The sequence below is a fragment of the Parendozoicomonas sp. 209JJ7-1 genome, from assembly GCF_058147085.1.
Genome location: NZ_JBYVJU010000008.1, coordinates 177518 through 194500, shown reverse-complemented (window position 1 = coordinate 194500; position 16983 = coordinate 177518). Strand labels below are relative to the sequence as shown.

At 53.0% G+C, this 16983-nt stretch carries 12 protein-coding genes; 2 read left to right on the top strand and 10 right to left on the bottom strand.

The annotated features are described in order from the left end of the window. Positions 1-232 precede the first annotated feature (232 nt). Positions 233-2320 carry an alpha/beta hydrolase gene (locus ACY2RQ_RS10265; RefSeq protein WP_490112875.1) on the bottom strand — a complete coding sequence of 696 codons (2088 nt, stop codon included), beginning with the start codon at positions 2318-2320 and terminating at the stop codon, positions 233-235. 244 nt (positions 2321-2564) lie between these two features. Here ACY2RQ_RS10265 and rssA point away from each other — a divergent pair, with 244 nt between their 5' ends. Further along, positions 2565-3548: a patatin-like phospholipase RssA gene (gene rssA / locus ACY2RQ_RS10260; RefSeq protein ID WP_490112874.1), complete on the top strand. Its 984-nt coding sequence runs from the start codon at positions 2565-2567 to the stop codon at positions 3546-3548. 969 nt (positions 3549-4517) lie between these two features. Here rssA and ACY2RQ_RS10255 read toward each other — a convergent pair. The 8 genes from ACY2RQ_RS10255 to ACY2RQ_RS10220 form a co-directional block, all read right to left on the bottom strand. Beyond that, on the bottom strand, positions 4518-5381 hold the full coding sequence (locus ACY2RQ_RS10255; RefSeq protein ID WP_490112873.1) for an SDR family oxidoreductase: 864 nt from the start codon (positions 5379-5381) through the stop codon (positions 4518-4520). 462 nt (positions 5382-5843) lie between these two features. After that, positions 5844-6458, bottom strand: a complete 615-nt coding sequence (locus tag ACY2RQ_RS10250) for a TetR/AcrR family transcriptional regulator (protein WP_490112872.1) — start codon at positions 6456-6458, stop codon at positions 5844-5846. Positions 6459-6475: 17 nt separating this feature from the next. After that, positions 6476-8422 (bottom strand): acetyl/propionyl/methylcrotonyl-CoA carboxylase subunit alpha, encoded by a 1947-nt coding sequence (locus ACY2RQ_RS10245; RefSeq protein WP_490112871.1) that lies wholly within the window; start codon positions 8420-8422, stop codon positions 6476-6478. Between the two features lie 16 nt (positions 8423-8438). Beyond that, on the bottom strand, positions 8439-9263 hold the full coding sequence (locus ACY2RQ_RS10240) for an enoyl-CoA hydratase/isomerase family protein (protein ID WP_490112870.1): 825 nt from the start codon (positions 9261-9263) through the stop codon (positions 8439-8441). Positions 9264-9273: 10 nt separating this feature from the next. Next, entirely contained in the window at positions 9274-10440 is a 1167-nt protein-coding gene (locus ACY2RQ_RS10235) for an acyl-CoA dehydrogenase family protein (protein ID WP_490112869.1), read from the bottom strand. A gap of 36 nt (positions 10441-10476) precedes the next feature. Continuing rightward, positions 10477-12093, bottom strand: coding sequence for an acyl-CoA carboxylase subunit beta (locus tag ACY2RQ_RS10230; protein ID WP_490112868.1), 1617 nt, complete (start codon positions 12091-12093; stop codon positions 10477-10479). A gap of 2 nt (positions 12094-12095) precedes the next feature. Continuing rightward, on the bottom strand, positions 12096-12968 hold the full coding sequence (locus ACY2RQ_RS10225) for an SDR family oxidoreductase (RefSeq protein ID WP_490112867.1): 873 nt from the start codon (positions 12966-12968) through the stop codon (positions 12096-12098). A gap of 173 nt (positions 12969-13141) precedes the next feature. Beyond that, positions 13142-14974: an acyclic terpene utilization AtuA family protein gene (locus ACY2RQ_RS10220; RefSeq protein ID WP_490112866.1), complete on the bottom strand. Its 1833-nt coding sequence runs from the start codon at positions 14972-14974 to the stop codon at positions 13142-13144. A gap of 578 nt (positions 14975-15552) precedes the next feature. Here ACY2RQ_RS10220 and ACY2RQ_RS10215 point away from each other — a divergent pair. Continuing rightward, complete coding sequence (locus ACY2RQ_RS10215; protein WP_490112865.1) at positions 15553-16260, top strand: HugZ family pyridoxamine 5'-phosphate oxidase; 708 nt, start codon at positions 15553-15555, stop codon at positions 16258-16260. 99 nt (positions 16261-16359) lie between these two features. On the opposite strand, the gene ACY2RQ_RS10210 is transcribed toward ACY2RQ_RS10215, so the two are convergent. Next, positions 16360-16830: a CreA family protein gene (locus ACY2RQ_RS10210; protein WP_490112864.1), complete on the bottom strand. Its 471-nt coding sequence runs from the start codon at positions 16828-16830 to the stop codon at positions 16360-16362. Between the last annotated feature and the right edge of the window lie 153 nt (positions 16831-16983).

The following is a 16983-nucleotide window of genomic DNA, read 5'->3' as shown; positions in this document are numbered from 1 at the left end:
CTTTGTCCTCGGGAAGAATTTGTCCTGCCTGGAGGAATTGAGACGAAAGGCTGACTATCAGACAAAGAGCAGGAAGAAACAGGTAGCGCCAGCTGGAATAAAGGCGTAAGGAAAATATGGGGAGCAATATGGGGAGCATAGTGGCCTCATTTTATCTTGCGTTTTTAAATACCTCCTTTATTTTCTATAAACAGGCTTCCCTGAAAGCGGAAACAGCGTAGCAGATGGATGATTACTGTGTGCCCTGGAAAAGGTTAATAATGTAGTTTTGTATAGAGGGGCGTGGCAGAAGATCATTGTGACCAGCATTTTTATGCTCGTAGTAGGTCACAGGTGTATTGCTGTTCTTTGCTTTTAGTTCAGACATCATTTGTTTTATTAAACTGGCGGAAATCATTTTGTCTTTCTGCCCGTGGATAATATGAACCGGTATTCTGATCTGTTCGAGAACAGGCTGGTTATCAAAATTAAATTTCATTCCCCACGCCGGAATGGGTAGGCTGCTCATCGTCCGGCCCACCTGGCAAAGGTTGGCAAAGGGGGAGACCAGGATAATCCGGTCAACAATCCCCTGCTGTGCCAGCCCGACATGGGAAGCTGCAGCCGTGCCGATGGACCAGCCAATAAGCGTGATGCTCTGGTAGTTCTTGAGTTTGGTGGCAGTATTAAACGCGGCCATAGCGTCGGCCAGAAACCGGGTTTTATCCGTCAGTGCCAGTTTATTGTTATAACTCCGGTACTCGGGAATAAACACGTCAGCGCCGGAGTTGTTCAGGTAAACACCAAGATGCCGGAAGGGGGAGTCAGGGGAACCCCGGCCAAACAGCCCGGAGTTTGCTATGTCATCGGAAGTTGTGAAATTGGGGTGGTAAACAATCACGAGCTTTCTGGCATTGTCGCTGAGGTTACGGTTGCTTTCTATCAGGTTGCCCGCCAGGGTGTTGCCATCATCCAGGGTGACGGCAACCTTTCTGGCGTGGGTGGGGGGAGGAATATCACTCCAGTCCGTATAGGCACCGGGAAAGACAATGCTGTTTTCCAGGTGCTGCCCCAGGTATTCTCCCACCCGCCAGCCAAATGACTGCGCTATGGCCAGCAGCGTTATTCTTCCAAGCCTCCAGGGAAGGCTGCTCCATAAAGGCAGCGCTGGCGGGGTGACAAACTGCCTCACTTCCTGCAGGTTATGCTGGAAAGTCTTGTTTGTATGGAGGGTTATATTCGGCATAACACTGCCCGCTGAAGCCAGTACATCGCTCTCGGCCGGTGACATCCAGATATTAAAATGTCCGGGGGCGGAGAGCAGAGAGATGCCTTCTATATGCTGGAACCGGGCGGAGACATCCTGCCACTCCACAGAGGAAGAAAGCTGGCTGCCAAGGATTGCCAGCAGCGCCGGAGACAGCATATCCCCAATGCCGGTTTTGCGTGAGATTGTAACTTTTTCTCTGCTGGCAAAAGACGACCACCATATTGCATCTCCCGGGGCGTTTGCGACAATGATAACCTGTTGGCATTTATCGGGATGATTATCCCAGGCCACGCACAGGGAGAGTGACCGCTGCTTCTTCCGAGGGTACAGATACAGGGTAAAGATGCCCTGTTGGGAACGTTGTTTTACCAGTTCTCTGAGATTTTTGAAGGCTTGGTGGTTCCCGGTTTTGTAAGAGTTTTTTTCATGGTGCCAGTTGCCCTGCCAGGCAAGGGTAATGCGTGTACTGCCCGGTTCGCTGGTTGGGCGGTGGCGCTCAAGGCTTATGCTTATGCCTTCCGGAATATGATCCAGAGTGAATTGGCGTTTATCCCGGGAGCTGATTTTGTCGTACTCGCTGTAAAACTCCGGTGCCAGAGTCAGGGCTGTATTAAAAAGAGTGGTCAGCTGTCGTGCTGATCTGGTCCAGTGGCCGGCCCACTGTGGACCTCGATAAAGAGTCAGCCCTGCATCTGCCAGAAACGGGGCGGACTGTAACAGTCTGGTTATTTTTGACGGGTTATTCTGCATCAGGCTCCAGACAAGCCCCAGGCCTGGCAGAACCAGTTCCCGCAGGGAGGAATCAGGCATCAGGTAAGCAAACTGGTGATAAACGAAACCGGCCAGGACATTGCCTGTCAGCAGAACCGCTGCAGGCAGTACCAGTTCACGGAGCGTTTTGCCTGCCAGCTGTTGTCCCTGTGATGGCGGTGACTCCTGCAGATAGCCGGAGCTTCGCAGGGATTCAGGAGTACTTTCCAGAATCTGGCTGGTGGGTTGGGTAACCCAGGGTGGGGCAGAGTGCAGATCCAGATTCGCACACACAGGCGGAGCAAGAAGCTGGCTGCTCACTGCTACAGCCAGCAGTACAGCTGGCACCACGGGCAGAAAGCTGGAAAAAGCACGCCAGCCAGATAGAAAGCGTAACCAACAGTAAACGAATGTCTGTGCCAAAATACCGGGCTTAATCGTTGCTTGCGTCGTCTGACGGTAACTCAGACACTTTAGTTCCCATCTGGTATTTATCCAGGTTATTTTCTCGGTGGCGAGTGGGTATTTCCAGCCTTGTAAAATGGTCCGGCAGGTTTTCACAGGAGTGATAAGTTTGATTGGCAATAAAAAGATTGGCGTAGCTCTGGGGTCCGGTTCGGCCCGTGGCTGGTCCCATATCGGGGTGCTGAAAGAGCTGCGGGAAATGGGCATAGAACCGGATGTGATTGCCGGTTGTTCGGTTGGCTCGTTTGTGGGGGCAGTGGCGGCCACTGGTTACCTTGATGAATTTGATGAGTGGGTCAGGGCATTGAACTGGCGGGACGTCTGGGGACTCGTGGACGTTGGCCTGTCCGGCGGCCTGGTACGGGGAGACAGGCTGCTGAACTTCTTTCGGGATGCCGGCATCAACCACAATATTGAAGATCTTCCCTGTGATTACGGCGCTGTTGCCACAGCCCTGGGCAGCGGTCAGGAACGCTGGCTTCGGGACGGCCCGGTACTGGATGCGGTGCGAGCCTCATGCACATTCCCCGGCTTGTTCCAGCCGATCAGCAGAGATGGTTACTGGCTGCTGGATGGCGGACTGGTGAATCCTGTTCCCGTCTCACTGTGCCGGGCCATGGGGGCGGATATTGTGATTGCCGTGGACCTTAACACCCAGCTTGTCAGCCGGCACACGGCTCCAAAGAGCAAGCCTGAAACTTCTGAAGAAAGTGAGACTGAAACCGGGATGGATATTGTTTTCAGCGACGCGAACGGGAAGAAAGAGGGGGATAAGAAGCTGGAAAACCGCACCCTGCAGAAGGTAAGGTCCTGGTTTGCCTCCGAGCTTTCCCGGAATGAGGAAGAGGAGCGCGATAACCCGGGCATCATGGAAGTGATGACAGCGTCCATCAATATTATGCAGGACCGCATCAGCCGCAGTCGTATGGCGGGTGATCCCCCGGATGTCCTGCTCTCTCCCCGTGTCGGGGAAATCGGCATGGTGGATTTTGACAAGGCGGGCCGAACCATTGAGGAAGGGTATGCAGTTGTACATGCCGCCAGGCACAGAATCGCCGATATCTGTGGTCTGGAAGGCTCCTGAAACGTTCCCTGAAACAAGTCTGTTGAGGATGTTTCTGCAGAATCACAGTCTTTCACTATAATGCTTATCCCTTTGTGTACTTGAGTACTCACTGAATGGTGAAAAGCGCTGGGGTTCCGTCCATCTGGCTTGTGGCTGTAATCGTTTTGTTTACTGTAGAAGCTGGACTGTCCTGGTCAGATAACGGAGCTGAGGACGGGGACTCTTTTCTTTATACAGTGGATGAAGGTGAGCCTGTACCAGTTGTCAGTGAAGAACCTCTGGCACCCCGGGAAACCATAGCGCCACAGTTTGGCCATGAGCCGCAAGGCACAAGGGAAGAAGTGCTTGCAAATATCGAGTACCTGACCCGCAGACTGGAGCAGTCTGCTAACGCATCCTATGCAACGGAAGTGCTTGCTTCTCTGGCGGGTGGGCTGGCTGTCAGTCTTATTGATGGTACCGCCACGGCGCTTATGGCCCGCAAATTCAGCGCGATTCTCTATGAGCAACCTCTGGTCAATACGTCACTTATCGTAGGAGTTTATACAGGGTTATCCATGACCCTGGCTTTTACAATCATGCACTCCCTCGGCTGGATTGACAGGCTCTCTTTCAGTACTCATATGCGCTTTGTTCTTGAATCTGCCCTGGTGGGGCAGGCGGCCGGGCTTGTGACCTGGGTTATCAGCACGTCTTCCTGGGACTGGCTGCGGGTCCATGCCCCGGCAGGGTTGCTCAGCGTTTTGAGTTATGGCCGGCGGGTGGATCATTTCTCCGGTTATCTACAAACGGACAAGGACGCTTATAACAGTTCCATTCACTATATGCTGGTGAAAATTGCATCTGGTATCGGGTATGGCCTGCTGCGCTCCTGGTGGCGCAGCGGGTTATTGCGTGAAGAGCGTTTTGGAATGGAAAACCGCCTGGCCAGGGAGCAGCAGACCCTGGCCTTACTGGATCGCCAGCGTGAGGCGATAGCGTCTTTGCTTAGTCAAGGAACAGATCTGGATAGAGCTTTGCTGCGTTATCTGGAAGAAAGGCGTAATGATCAAACTCCGTCATTCCCCGATCCCGAAGAAGATCTTCATCAAGAAGCGCCTGACCGCTCAGGGCCAGGTCCGGAGTAACAAAAATCTCCCGGGCGGCATCGGCCATAATCTCAGGTTTACGGCTGAAGTTGTTCAGTGATCCGTCGGCGAATTGCTCAATAGCGGCGGTCGCTATGGCGGTTCTGGGCCACAGGGCGCTGACGGAAATACCGTAGCGACGGAACTCTTCCGCCATACCGATGGTCAGCATGGTCATGCCGTACTTGCTGACGGTATAACCTGCGTAGGGTTTGAACCATTTCGGGTCCAGGTTCAGAGGCGGAGAGAGGCTGAGAATATGCCCGCCTTTCTCTGACTTTTTCAGCCAGGGCAGGGCAGCCTGAGAGCAGACAAATACTGCCCGGGTGTTGATCTGGTGCATCAGGTCAAACTTCTTTACCGATGTGCCTTCAACCGGTGTCAGGCTGATGGCACCGGCATTGTTCACCAGAATATCGATGCCGCCAAAGTGTTCGGCGGCTTTATCAACCGCTTCTTTCACCTGTTGTTCATCACGGACATCAAGCTTTAAGGCAAGGGCCTGACCACCGGCAGCAATAACTTCTTCCGCTACAGAATGAATGGTTCCCGGAAGTTTTGGGTGTGGCTGGTCGGATTTGGCTGCAATAACAATATTGGTGCCTTCCCGGGCGCAGCGCAGGGCGATGGCACGGCCGATGCCACGGCTGGCACCGGTAATAAAAATTGTGCGTCCTTTCAGAGAGACTTCATTATTCATTGTGTATGTCTTTTCTCTTTGCACAGTGAGGTTCCTGTACTATACATCACGCCATCATGGTGGCTCCATGAACTGGTCTTATTTGAGTATGTATACAATGAAATAATACGTCATTTTTCTCGTATCTGTGCTTATGAGTCCTTGCAGTGGTTTCTGCTCTGAGTATGCAAACAATAGCAAAGGTCGATCATTCTATGTGACAACCTCGTAATCCAGCTCGACCTGTATTATTCGGATCACAAGACTTGCATGAGACCCGGGCCTGCATGCATATACCTTCTTTCAAACATAGATCGAATACAAAACTATTGAAGATTGTAAGTACTACTCATTGGCACGGAGGCTCAGACCTCAACCCGGGACTGTATGTGGCATCTTTACAGTCCAACAGTTTGACAGTCATGGAAAGTACTGTGGTGATCTTGTTCATATAGGCAAAAGGTTATAACTTTACAGCCTGAAACGGGCTGTGAAGCTATGGGTTCATTACTTAAGAATCAGCTTCAGTGCCTGGTCTGTCAGTTGCTCAATATCGTAATCACCTTCCGGCTGGTACCAGTGTGTCGTCCAGTATAAAGCGCCACCCAGAAAACGGCGCATAACCAGGGGGTCAAGGTCGTCTTTTAACACATCCCGGGACTTTTCCAGTTCTTCCTGCCAGAGTCGTTCATATTCCTCCCGGCGAATCAGCATGGCGGCCTGGCTCTCCGGTGACAATGCCCGCCATTCAAATACCAGCACCGTCAGGGCGTTACCCTGTTCGCCGACAATAGCTTCCAGGTCACACCGGATCATGGCTCGCAGGCGTTGTTCAGGGGATGTCGTATGTATCAGGGCTTTGCGAGTACTGGCGAGAAGCTTCTCCACCGAGTCTTCCATCACTGCCCGCAGGATTTCATCCTTGTTACGGAAGTGGTGGAAGATACTGCCGGACAGAATGCCAACCTCCTGGGCAATATCCCGTACAGTAGTACGGTCATAGCCTTTGCTTCGGAACAGCCGGGCGGCGGCGCTCATCAGCCGCTGCCGGGGTGTTTCCTGCTCACCCCTGGCCGCTTTGGTGGATGTGGTGGTTCTGTCCAGAATCTCGGTGTTGCTCATGAACGCTCTTTTCTCTTTTACTGGCTGGAGCTGGCTATAGCGGCCAGCAGTTGTCGCATTTTAACCTGATCGCCGGTATTTACCGACAGCCCGGAAAGAGTGCCGTCACAACCAGCTTTGAGTGGGTGCTCCATCTTCATGGCTTCCAGAACCAGGATGGTCTGGCCACGGGTAACGGTTTCCCCTTCATTTACCAGAACATCAACGATCAGCCCGTCCATGCTGGCCCGGATATCGTTGCTGCCTTCAGTCTGTTCAGCATTGGCGGGAGCCAGGGTGCGGTCGGTGAATGTGTGACAACTGTTGCCGGTATCCAGCCAGACATCATACTGATTACGATGAAAACGAACCGTCTGTCGTACACCGTCAAGGGTGCAGAGACAGTTAATGCCGTTGATGGAGTGAACCGCCAGTGTGGCATTCTTTTCACCGTTGTCGACAGACCATTCTCCCTGGCTTTCTTTCAGAGTCAGTGACAGTTTGTTTTCACCAGACGCCAGTTCACAAAGGAAGGCATTTTGACCAGTACTGCGCCAGGACGTTTGAGTGGCTTTATCCTGGCGTACCAGAACCGCTGCCAGTCCCTGCAGGGCCAGTCCGGGAGTCGCAGGCTGCAGAGATTCCTCTTCACCATGCTGCTCAATAAACGCGGTTGTGGCCTGGCCGGTGGCAAAGGTCTGGTGACGCAGAATAGCCGCCAGCCAGCTCTTGTTGGTGGGCACTCCCAGCAGGCTGGAGTCTTCCACCGCCCGAATCAGGCGACGGCGGGCTTCGTCCCGGTCAGCGCCGCAGGCGATAATCTTGGCCAGCATCGGGTCATAGAATGACGTGATGGTCTGTCCGGTCTGAATACCGTCGTCGATACGCACACCTTCACCTGTGGCGGGCTGCCAGTGCCGGATCAGGCCGGTCTGGGGCATAAAGTTGCTGGCGGGATCTTCCGCATACAGACGCACTTCAATAGCGTGACCGGTCAGGGTGATCTGTTCCTGTTTCAGGGGCAGTGGCTTGCCGGCGGCGATATCCAGCTGCCAGGCCACCAGATCGGTGCCGGTAATCAGCTCGGTGACGGGGTGTTCCACCTGCAGGCGGGTGTTCATTTCCAGAAAATAGAAGTTTTCATCCTTATCCAGCAGGAATTCAACGGTTCCTGCGCCTACATAGTCACAGCTTCTGGCGGCCAGAACAGCGGCTTCGCCCATACGACGGCGCAGGTCTTCATTTACGGCGGGTGAAGGGGCTTCTTCCACAACCTTCTGGTGACGGCGCTGGATGGAGCAGTCCCGCTCCCCCAGGTAAACGACATTGCCGTGCTGATCGGCAAACACCTGAATTTCGATATGGCGGGGTTCGATCAGGGCCCGCTCCAGAATCAGCTCACCGCTGCCGAAAGCGTTGGTGGCTTCACTACGGGCGCTGCTGATCTGCTCAGGCAGTTCTGCGTCGTCAAACACCAGCCGCATACCCCGGCCACCGCCACCGGCGGATGCCTTGATCATCAGCGGGAAGCCCACTTTGCGGGCTTCGGCCAGCAGGGTGGTTTCATCCTGCTCCCCGCCCTGATATCCGGGAATACAGGGAACACCGGCGGCTTCCATGGCAATCTTGGACTGACGCTTGCTGCCCATCAGGGCGACGGCTTCCGCGGGGGGGCCGATAAAGACCAGCCCGGCCTGCTGGCAGGCGCGGGCAAACTCAGTGTTTTCCGACAGAAAGCCATAACCGGGGTGGACGGCCTGTGCGCCGGAGCGTTTGGCTGCGTCAATGATTTTTTCGATGGATAGATAAGATTCACCAACAACTGCAGGCCCGATGCAGACCGCCTGGTCCGCCAGGGGGACATGGGGAGCGTCGGCATCAGCTTCGCTGTATACGGCAACCGCTCGATAACCTTTGTCACGGGCGGTGCGGATCACCCGACAGGCGATCTCCCCGCGATTGGCGATCAGGACTTTTTCAAACATAAACTTGTCCCTTCTATTATTCTTGGCCGGCCCAGGCGGGCTTACGCTTCTCTTTAAACGCCAGGGTACCTTCCTGGCCCTCTTCGCCCTGAATGGCGGCGGAGAAACTGCGGGCGGCATCGTCCAGCAGCTCTTCCATAGGGCTGTTGCCCACTTCCAGCATCAGTTTTTTTGTCACCGCATTGGCACCGGGGGCGCAGCGCTGAACCTGTTTCAGAACCTTTTCCAGCCCAAGTTCGAGTTCCTCGGTGGAGTCAAACGACTTGTGGCTGATACCCAGGGCAACGGACTCTTTGCCGCTGAAGGCTTCACCCAGCAGGGCAAGACGACGGGCCTGGGTGAGGCCGATACGTTTCACCACAAACGGCGCGATTTGGGCCGGAATAATGCCCAGGCCTGTTTCTGGCAGGGCAAAGCGGGCGTCTTTATGGGCCAGGGCAACATCGGAAATACAGGCCAGGCCGAAACCTCCCCCCATCACCGCCCCTTCCAGAACGCAGACCACAACTTGTGGTACCTGTTCAGCGACTTCCAGCATCTCACCAAACAGGCGGTTCAGGGTGTAGAACGGGTCAGCGTCGTCTTTGGACGCGGCTGTGGCGGCTCTCATATCCTTGATATCCCCGCCGGCGCAGAAATGGCCGTCAGCGCCACGTAGAACTATGGCACGAATTTCGGAGATTTTGGACGCTGCCTGAAGTACGGAGATCAGCTCTTTCACAGTGAAAGAGCTCAGAGCATTTCGAATTTCCGGACGGTTGAAGGTCACAACCAGTGCAGGCCCCTGCTGACTGATAAGCAAGTTGGAGCATTCCGGAAGACGATTGATTAAGGTGCTCATGCCAGCGTCCTCACTTACGGTTGCCGGGGGCGATTCCCATCATCTTGGAGATAACCCCAAGCATGATTTCATCAGCGCCACCGCCAATAGAGGTCAGGCGGCTGTCCCGGAAACGACGGTTAACGTTGTTATCCATCATAAAGCCCATACCGCCCCAGAACTGCAGGCAACTGTCGTTCACTTCACGGACCAGACGACCAACTTTCAGCTTGCCCATGCTGGCCAGCAGGGTAACATCTTCACCGTTGATATACTGCTCAGTGGCGCGGTACACCAGCGCACGCAGGGCTTCTATCTCTGTCTGCAGCTCAGCCAGGCGGAAGTGCACATACTGGTTATCCAGAACCGCTTTGCCGAAGGTCTTACGCTCACGGGTGTATTCAACAGTCTCTTCGATGGAGGCTTCCATGCTTTTCAGGGCGGAGGCGATGCAGTAGAGACGTTCTTCCTGGAACTGCACCATCTGCATCATAAAGCCCATGCCTTCCTTGCCCACCAGATTGCGCTGGGGAACACGGACGTCATCAAAGAAAACCTGGGCGGTATCAGAAGAGCGCATGCCCATTTTGTCCAGCTTCTCCGAGAAGGTGATACCAGGGGTGTTAGCGGGCACGATAATCATGGATTTGTTCTTGTGAACACCATGCTCAGGATCATCGGAGGTGTTGGCCAGCAAACAAAAGAAATCGGCCTGGGTGGCATTGGTTATCCACATCTTGGCGCCGTTGATCACATAGTCATCGCCGTCTTTCTTGGCCCAGGTTTTCAGGCCCGCGACATCGGAACCGGCCCCTGGTTCACTGACCGCGATGGAACCCACCATATCCCCGGCGATAGCGGGCGCAAGGAACTCATGGCGCAGCTCATCGCTGCCCCACTTGGCGAGGGCCGGCGTACACATATCTGTTTGTACACCAATACCCATGCATACGCCGCCGGGCTTGATAAGACCCAGTTCTTCGGCAAAAGCGATCTGGTAGCTGTAATCCAGCCCAAGGCCGCCAAACTCTTCCGGCTTGGATATGCCCAGCAGGCCAAGGTCGCCCATTTTCTTGAACACTTCATGGGCGGGGAAGATACCGGTTTTTTCCCACTCTTCTGTGTACGGATTAATTTCAGTTTCAATAAAACTGCGGGTAGTGCGCTGCAGTTCTTTGTGTTCCTGGGTGAATTTCATAGTCGTAACTCCGATAATTTTATTGTTGTTTTCAAATTAGAAACGGCTGACACCAAAGGTGCTGGCGTTGAGCTGGCGAATGTCTGCTGTACGACAGATATCCAGCAGGAAAGAAAGCAGTTTACGGGTATCGCGGGGGTCGATCAGACCATCATCCCAGAGCCGGGCACTGCAGGCGATAGCAGATGAGCCTTCTTTCATCATCTTGACGGTTTTCTGTTCCAGAGCGGCGACCATCTCTTCGGGAACCGCTTCTCCGGACTTGGCCGCTTTGCCTTCAGCCACGATACGCAGAACCTTGCCAGCCTGCACCGCGCCCATCACTGCAGTAGCGCTGTTGGGCCAGGAGAAGATAAAGCGAGGCTCAAAACCACGACCACACATGGCGTAGTTACCGGCACCATAGGAACCACCGATCACAATACTGAGCTTTGGAACGGTAGCGTTAGCCACGGCCTGAATCATTTTCGAGCCGTGTTTGATAATGCCCTTGCGCTCAACTTCTGTACCCACCATAAAGCCAGTGGTGTTGTGCAGGAACAGCAGGGGAATACCGCTCTGGTTCAGGGTGTGGATAAACTGGGCTGCCTTGTTGGCACCTTCCGGCGTTATAGGGCCATTGTTGCCTATAACGCCACAGCTCTGACCTTCAATGGCTATATGACCGCAGATGGTCTGCTGGTCAAATTCAGATTTGAACTCCAGGAACCGGGAACCATCAGCGATACGGGCGATAATCTCCCGCACATCGTAGGGGGTTTTGGGATCAGCCGGAACCACGCCGGGCAGTTCTTCCGGGGAGTATAGGGGGTCGTCAAAAGCCTCTTTGGGCAGGGGCGGAAGATTCTTCTCCCAGGGCAGCATGGAGAGAATGTCCCGGACAATGCGGATAGCGTCACGGTCATCTTCCGCCAGATATTCCCCTGTTCCCGCCGTCTGGCAGTGCATTTCTGAGCCGCCCAGCTCTTCATCCGTGGCAATCTCACCGGTCGCGGCTTTAAGCAGAGGAGGTCCTGCCAGATACATGGTGGCCTGTTTGCGCACCATGATCGTGTAATCAGACAGCCCTGGCTGATAAGCGCCACCGGCCGTAGCGCTGCCATGAACGACAGTGATCTGGGGAATACCGGCGGCGGAAAGGCGGGCCTGGTTATAGAAGCTTTTACCGCCGGGGGCGAAACTCTCCGTAGAGTAGTTCAGGTCAGCGCCGCCACTCTGGGACAGGGAGACAATCGGCAGTTTGTTTTCCAAAGCGATCTGCTGCATACGCAGTCGCTTATCCAGGGCGACAGGGGTCACTGTACCACCCTTGATAGCGAAGTTGTCTATATTGATCAGACAACGGACGCCGGATATATAGCCAATACCACTGATAGCGCTGCCACCGGCAGAACTGCCGTCTTTGTCGCCGTACATTTTATAGCCGGCCAGGGTGGACATTTCGAGGAAGGGCATGCCCGGGTCCAGCAGAAGCTCCAGCCGTTCACGTGGAAGAATCTGCCCCCGCTTTTCATAGCGGGCTTTTTTTGACAGGGCCGTTTTCTCAATCAGGTTTTCAAGATTCCGGAAACCACGGATATGTTCATTCATGGTTTCCTGGTTCTTCTGAAAGTTCTCGCTGCTGGCGTCTATGAAAGATTCCAATACCGGCATGATCACTCTCCCTCTTTCAGGACTTCCGGCATAACCGCACGGTGGAAACCATCCCAGGCACGACTGTTCTTATTGGCACGCTTCAAGGGCCAGATAACACTGCCCAGGGAAGCGCCGCCATCAATCCTGATGGTGTCGCCGTTCACAAAAGAAGCCGCATCGCTGAGCAGGAAGCAGATAACGGAGCTGATCTCAGCTTCTGTCGCCATCCGGCCCAGAGGAACGCTGTTCTTGAGTTTCGGAATAGCGGCACGAAAAGCGCCTTCATAAGTATCCATGCCGCTGGACGCTACCCAGCCGGGAGCCACGGCATTTACCCGTACACCATAGCAGCCCCACTCATAGGCGGCAGTTTTCGTAAGGTTATCCATACCCGCCCGGGCCGCGCCGGAATGAGCCATACCCGGCATACCGCCCCAGTTATCAGCAGTGATGTTGACGATATTGCCGCCGTTCTGCTTCATGGAATTCAGGAACACCTCCCGGGCAACCAGGAAACCACCGGTCAGGTTCGTGCTGACAACAGCGTCAAAACCTTTTTTGCTGATGGTTTCCATAGGGGCAGGGAACTGTCCACCGGCGTTGTTAACCAGACCGTCGATGGTGCCGAAAGTTTTGACGATTGTTGCGATTGTTTCTTTTACCGCGTCTTCATCACGGATATCCATAGACCAGCTGCTGACAGTACCGCCATCTTCAGTGATTTCTGCAGTCACCTGATCCAGTTTTTCCTGCTTGCGGCCAATAATCACTACATTGGCACCCAGAACCGCCAGCTCATGGGCTGTACAGCGACCGATACCGCTGCCACCACCAGTAACGATAATGGTTTTGTCTTTAAAGGCATCATCCCGAAAGATGGATTTATACGACATGGAATACTCCGGAAAATATTTTTGTTGTTATAAACACAGATCTTCATTAGCGGAGTAACCGGAGTCTTTTTAAATAGGCCAGGGACTGACCGTCTAGCGCTCCTGGGCATGGACAGCCCGGCAGCGCGGTAAACAGACTCCAGTTACTCCGCCGGAACTCCGTCAGAAAGCTATCAACCCAAATCCCTCGCCAGGTCTTCAGACACTGGCACAGGGAACTCCAGCAGCTGCTGGCCAAAAGTTTTGCCCAGCGGATCAGCCCGCAGACTTGCCATGCCACCACCGCCAAGGCTGTTTTCCAACAGGAAATTGAAAGCATGTAGCCCCGGCATCAGCCAGCGGGACACCTTACTACTCTCTGGATCAAGTACATGACTCATCCACTCGGCCATAGCCTCTTCAGTCAGGGCACTGGTAATAAAAGGCAGATACTCCGGCTGCCGGGCAACCACCCCGATATTGGCGTGGTTACCTTTGTCTCCCGAACGGGCCACAGCCAGCTTGATTAACGGAACAGTTGTTGTAAGCGGGCCAGCAGCCTCAGGAATAAATTCAGACAGACCCTGATTCCCAGGCTCCTTAAAACCAGTGCTTGCCATAATTTCGACATCTGTCGTCCGGCCATCAGCTTCAATCTGTACCGGAACACGGGATTTGTCCACCAGACAGGACCAGAGTTTGATCACAGGGCTTACACCAGGACGTCCACCCAGAATACTGGCAAAACCCGGTGCCATACCTGTCGCGGCCTGGGCAATCTCCCGGGAGAACAGGGCAAGAGCCTGTTTGTTTTTATGGGAAGCGGTAATACGCAGAATAACCTCACGGGTTTCCAGCGTCCGGGAGTGGTGACCATAGCCGGACTCGCTGCCCAGAACCTCTACAGAGTAATTGTCGTAAGTACCCAGATCCCGTTCTTCAAACAGACGGCTGGTTTTCTTCTGCAGGGCACTGGCAACAGCTTCCCCTTTTCTACGGGCATCTATACCGGCCAGAACAACCGCAGCGGTACATTTAAAACCATCGGTCCAGGTTGCCGATACTTTGTATGTATTGGTAGGCGGCAGGCCAACAGCGCCGGTGACTCGAACCTGGTCGGGGCCGGTTTCTTCCAGCTCAACATGGGAGAAATCACAAACGACATCAGGCAGATAGTAGGCTCTTGGGTCACCGATCTCATAAACAATCTGTTCAGCGACAGTCTCTCGGCAGACCCGGCCACCGGTACCCTCCGGCTTGGTGACTGTAAAGCTGCCGTCCGCAAGGCATTCCACAATGGGGAAGCCCATATTGTCGTAACTGTCGGCGACAGTTTCCCAGTCGGTAAAGTTACCGCCGCAGCATTGAACGCCACACTCAATAACATGACCGGCCAGACTGGCCTGGGCCAGATGGTGATAGTCGTCCATCTTCCAGCCAAATTCATGAACCAGCGGAGCGGTGACAACGGCGCTGTCTGCGATTCGTCCGGTAATCACAATGTCCGCGCCTGTTTCCAGGGCCTGAACAATAGGGGCCGCGCCAAGATAGGCGTTCATGGTCACCAGGGTATCGGGCATGGCAGTACCAGAGAACATCTCACTGGCACCGCTTTCTTTCAGTTCACTGGCGAGAGGTTTGACATCATCTCCAAGAACCAGAGCAACCTTCAGGTTCAGGCCAGCTTTTTTGATTTCCGCTTCCAGGGCATCCCGGCAGGACTTTGGGTTTACACCGCCGGCATTGCTGATGACCTTGATGCCCTGCTCAGCTATCTCGCTGAGAACAGGTTTCAGGGCGTATTTGATAAAGTCGGGGGCGTAGCCGGCATCCGGATTTTTCATCCGTGCTCCGGCCATAATCGACATGGTGACTTCGGCCAGATAGTCGAATACCAGGTAATCCAGTTTGCTCTTGCGTACAAGCTGGTGAGCGGCGGTTTCCGTGTCGCCCCAGAAGGCGCTGGCACAACCGATGCGGACAGTCTGGTTTGATGAAGAGCCGGTTGTGGAGTGATTGTTATGCACGGCCTGAACCTCTACTAAAGGATGGAAATGAGAATACCAAGCAAGCGCTTGGTTATCAAATACGTGAATTGACTTTTGTCGGGAATTTTTTCATAAGGCGCTAACCCGGATATTTCATAAATTGCCCCGATCTCGCTTGTTCCCTGCCGCTCTAAGGAGATTTGACTCAGTCGACCGTACACCCCGGTACGGCACTTCTTCGCCAAACACCTTAGAGCAACAAGGCCCGACGCGATCTTCGGGGCAATTTATGAAATATCCGGGCTAAATTCTCATCTGCGCTGAAGTTTGAAAGCATAGAGCAGGTATTCGGACCTGAATGTCTATCAAGGATTGTTCACTCCCCGTTATTGCATTCATTCTTTTCCGAAAGCTTTTATCTCTGTCCAGGTACTTAACGTCAGGAATTTCTGCAGCACTGAGCCTGACTATGCCAATTTCTGAAAATACCTTTCTTTCAGTGAACCGGCCCTTGAGCCGAGAAAAGTAAAGATGGGTTTATAGTGTTGACTTGCAAATGGGATTCATTATCATTTGCGTCAAAGCGATTAGATAACAAACAACACCGGATGAAAATTATGAGTGACAGAGTAGAATCCGCCCGCCACGCAAGGGAATTTCTCAGAACAGAATACAGTGGTGTTTTGTCTACCCAGTCCCGGGTTCTTGAAGGTTACCCGTTTGGTTCTGTAGTGCCCTATTGTCTGGATGGTGATGGTTATCCGGTGATTCTGATCAGTTCTCTGGCCCAGCATACCCGCAATATTGCGAAAAACACCAAGATCTCCCTGACTATTGCCCAGTCCGGTATGGATGATGTGCAGACCGGTGCCCGCCTGACCTGGGTGGGGGATGCTGAACAGATTACTGATGAAGTGGCGATCAACCGTTATTACAGTTTTTTCCCCGAATCCCGGGATTATCACAATACCCACAACTTCGATTTTTACCGCATCGTGCCGGTACGTAACCGCTACATTGGTGGCTTTGGTGATATTCACTGGCTGGAGAATGAACTGATGGCTGAAGCCAACCCTTTTGCCGGTTCGGTTGAAGAGGGTGTGGTCAGCCATATGAATGAAGACCATGCTGATGCCATTAAGAAATACTGCTTGCAGGCTGGTGTTGAACTGAAGGAAGACGACAAGCCGGAAATGGCCGGTGTCGATCCCTTCGGGTTTATGATCCGCATCGAAAAGCGTCTGGCTCGTATCGCTTTTGAAAAGAAGGCTGAGGGTGCTGGTGATATCCGCCAGTTCCTGGTGGCTATGGCCAAAGCTGCTTGATAACAATCTCAGGAAGAAAAAGAGGCGCGTCTGATTCAGTCGCGCCTTTCATTTTATTGCTAGTCAATAGAGAGACATAGATATTTTTATGTTGAACCATTAAGGCTCTACTACTGGGGCCTTTTTCCATGCTGCAGTGCCCCACAGGGGAACTGTTGATAAACTATGTTTATAGCTACCATTTATCTCCTTGGTTGAGTACGAAACGTACATTAACGTCTGCGATTTAGCATCATAAATTCGACGTGTTTTCAATGCCTTCAATAAAACACTTTTTGATTTTCTGAAGATCACTTCCCCCGAAGCCGTTTGATCAATGCTCTTAAGCATATCTGCCGTGATATCACCCGTTTGCCTGCATGAAATACTGGCATCACTAGGATCAGAAAAATCCAAATCAGCCTCTATACTGGCGATATGACAAGTCACACCCGGAATAACCGGGTCAGTAAGTACATTTATTTTTATATCTTTGGTAGTAAATAAACCTAAAGATACTTCCCCTACCTCGTTATCACTGCACCCAGAAATAAATATAAAAGCAAGGAGCAAAGCGTGTTGTATTTTCATACTTTCAACCCATTTAATAACTAACATTCAAACTACAAATATCATGAACTGTTAAGCGAATCATAAAATACGCTTTATTGAGAATAAAGGAACGGGAAAAACCAAAACCACTAAAGCTGGGAGTATATCTTACCAGACGGGAGGGGGAGAAAT

What these genes read in the sequence shown, in the direction of transcription:
- ACY2RQ_RS10250 (WP_490112872.1), bottom strand. Translation starts at nt 6,458, where the DNA reads ATGAGCAACACCGAGATTCTGGACAGAACCACCACATCCACCAAAGCG.
- ACY2RQ_RS10245 (WP_490112871.1), bottom strand. Translation starts at nt 8,422, where the DNA reads ATGTTTGAAAAAGTCCTGATCGCCAATCGCGGGGAGATCGCCTGTCGG.
- ACY2RQ_RS10240 (WP_490112870.1), bottom strand. Translation starts at nt 9,263, where the DNA reads ATGAGCACCTTAATCAATCGTCTTCCGGAATGCTCCAACTTGCTTATC.
- ACY2RQ_RS10235 (WP_490112869.1), bottom strand. Translation starts at nt 10,440, where the DNA reads ATGAAATTCACCCAGGAACACAAAGAACTGCAGCGCACTACCCGCAGT.
- ACY2RQ_RS10230 (WP_490112868.1), bottom strand. Translation starts at nt 12,093, where the DNA reads ATGCCGGTATTGGAATCTTTCATAGACGCCAGCAGCGAGAACTTTCAG.
- ACY2RQ_RS10225 (WP_490112867.1), bottom strand. Translation starts at nt 12,968, where the DNA reads ATGTCGTATAAATCCATCTTTCGGGATGATGCCTTTAAAGACAAAACC.
- ACY2RQ_RS10215 (WP_490112865.1), top strand. Translation starts at nt 15,553, where the DNA reads ATGAGTGACAGAGTAGAATCCGCCCGCCACGCAAGGGAATTTCTCAGA.
- ACY2RQ_RS10210 (WP_490112864.1), bottom strand. Translation starts at nt 16,830, where the DNA reads ATGAAAATACAACACGCTTTGCTCCTTGCTTTTATATTTATTTCTGGG.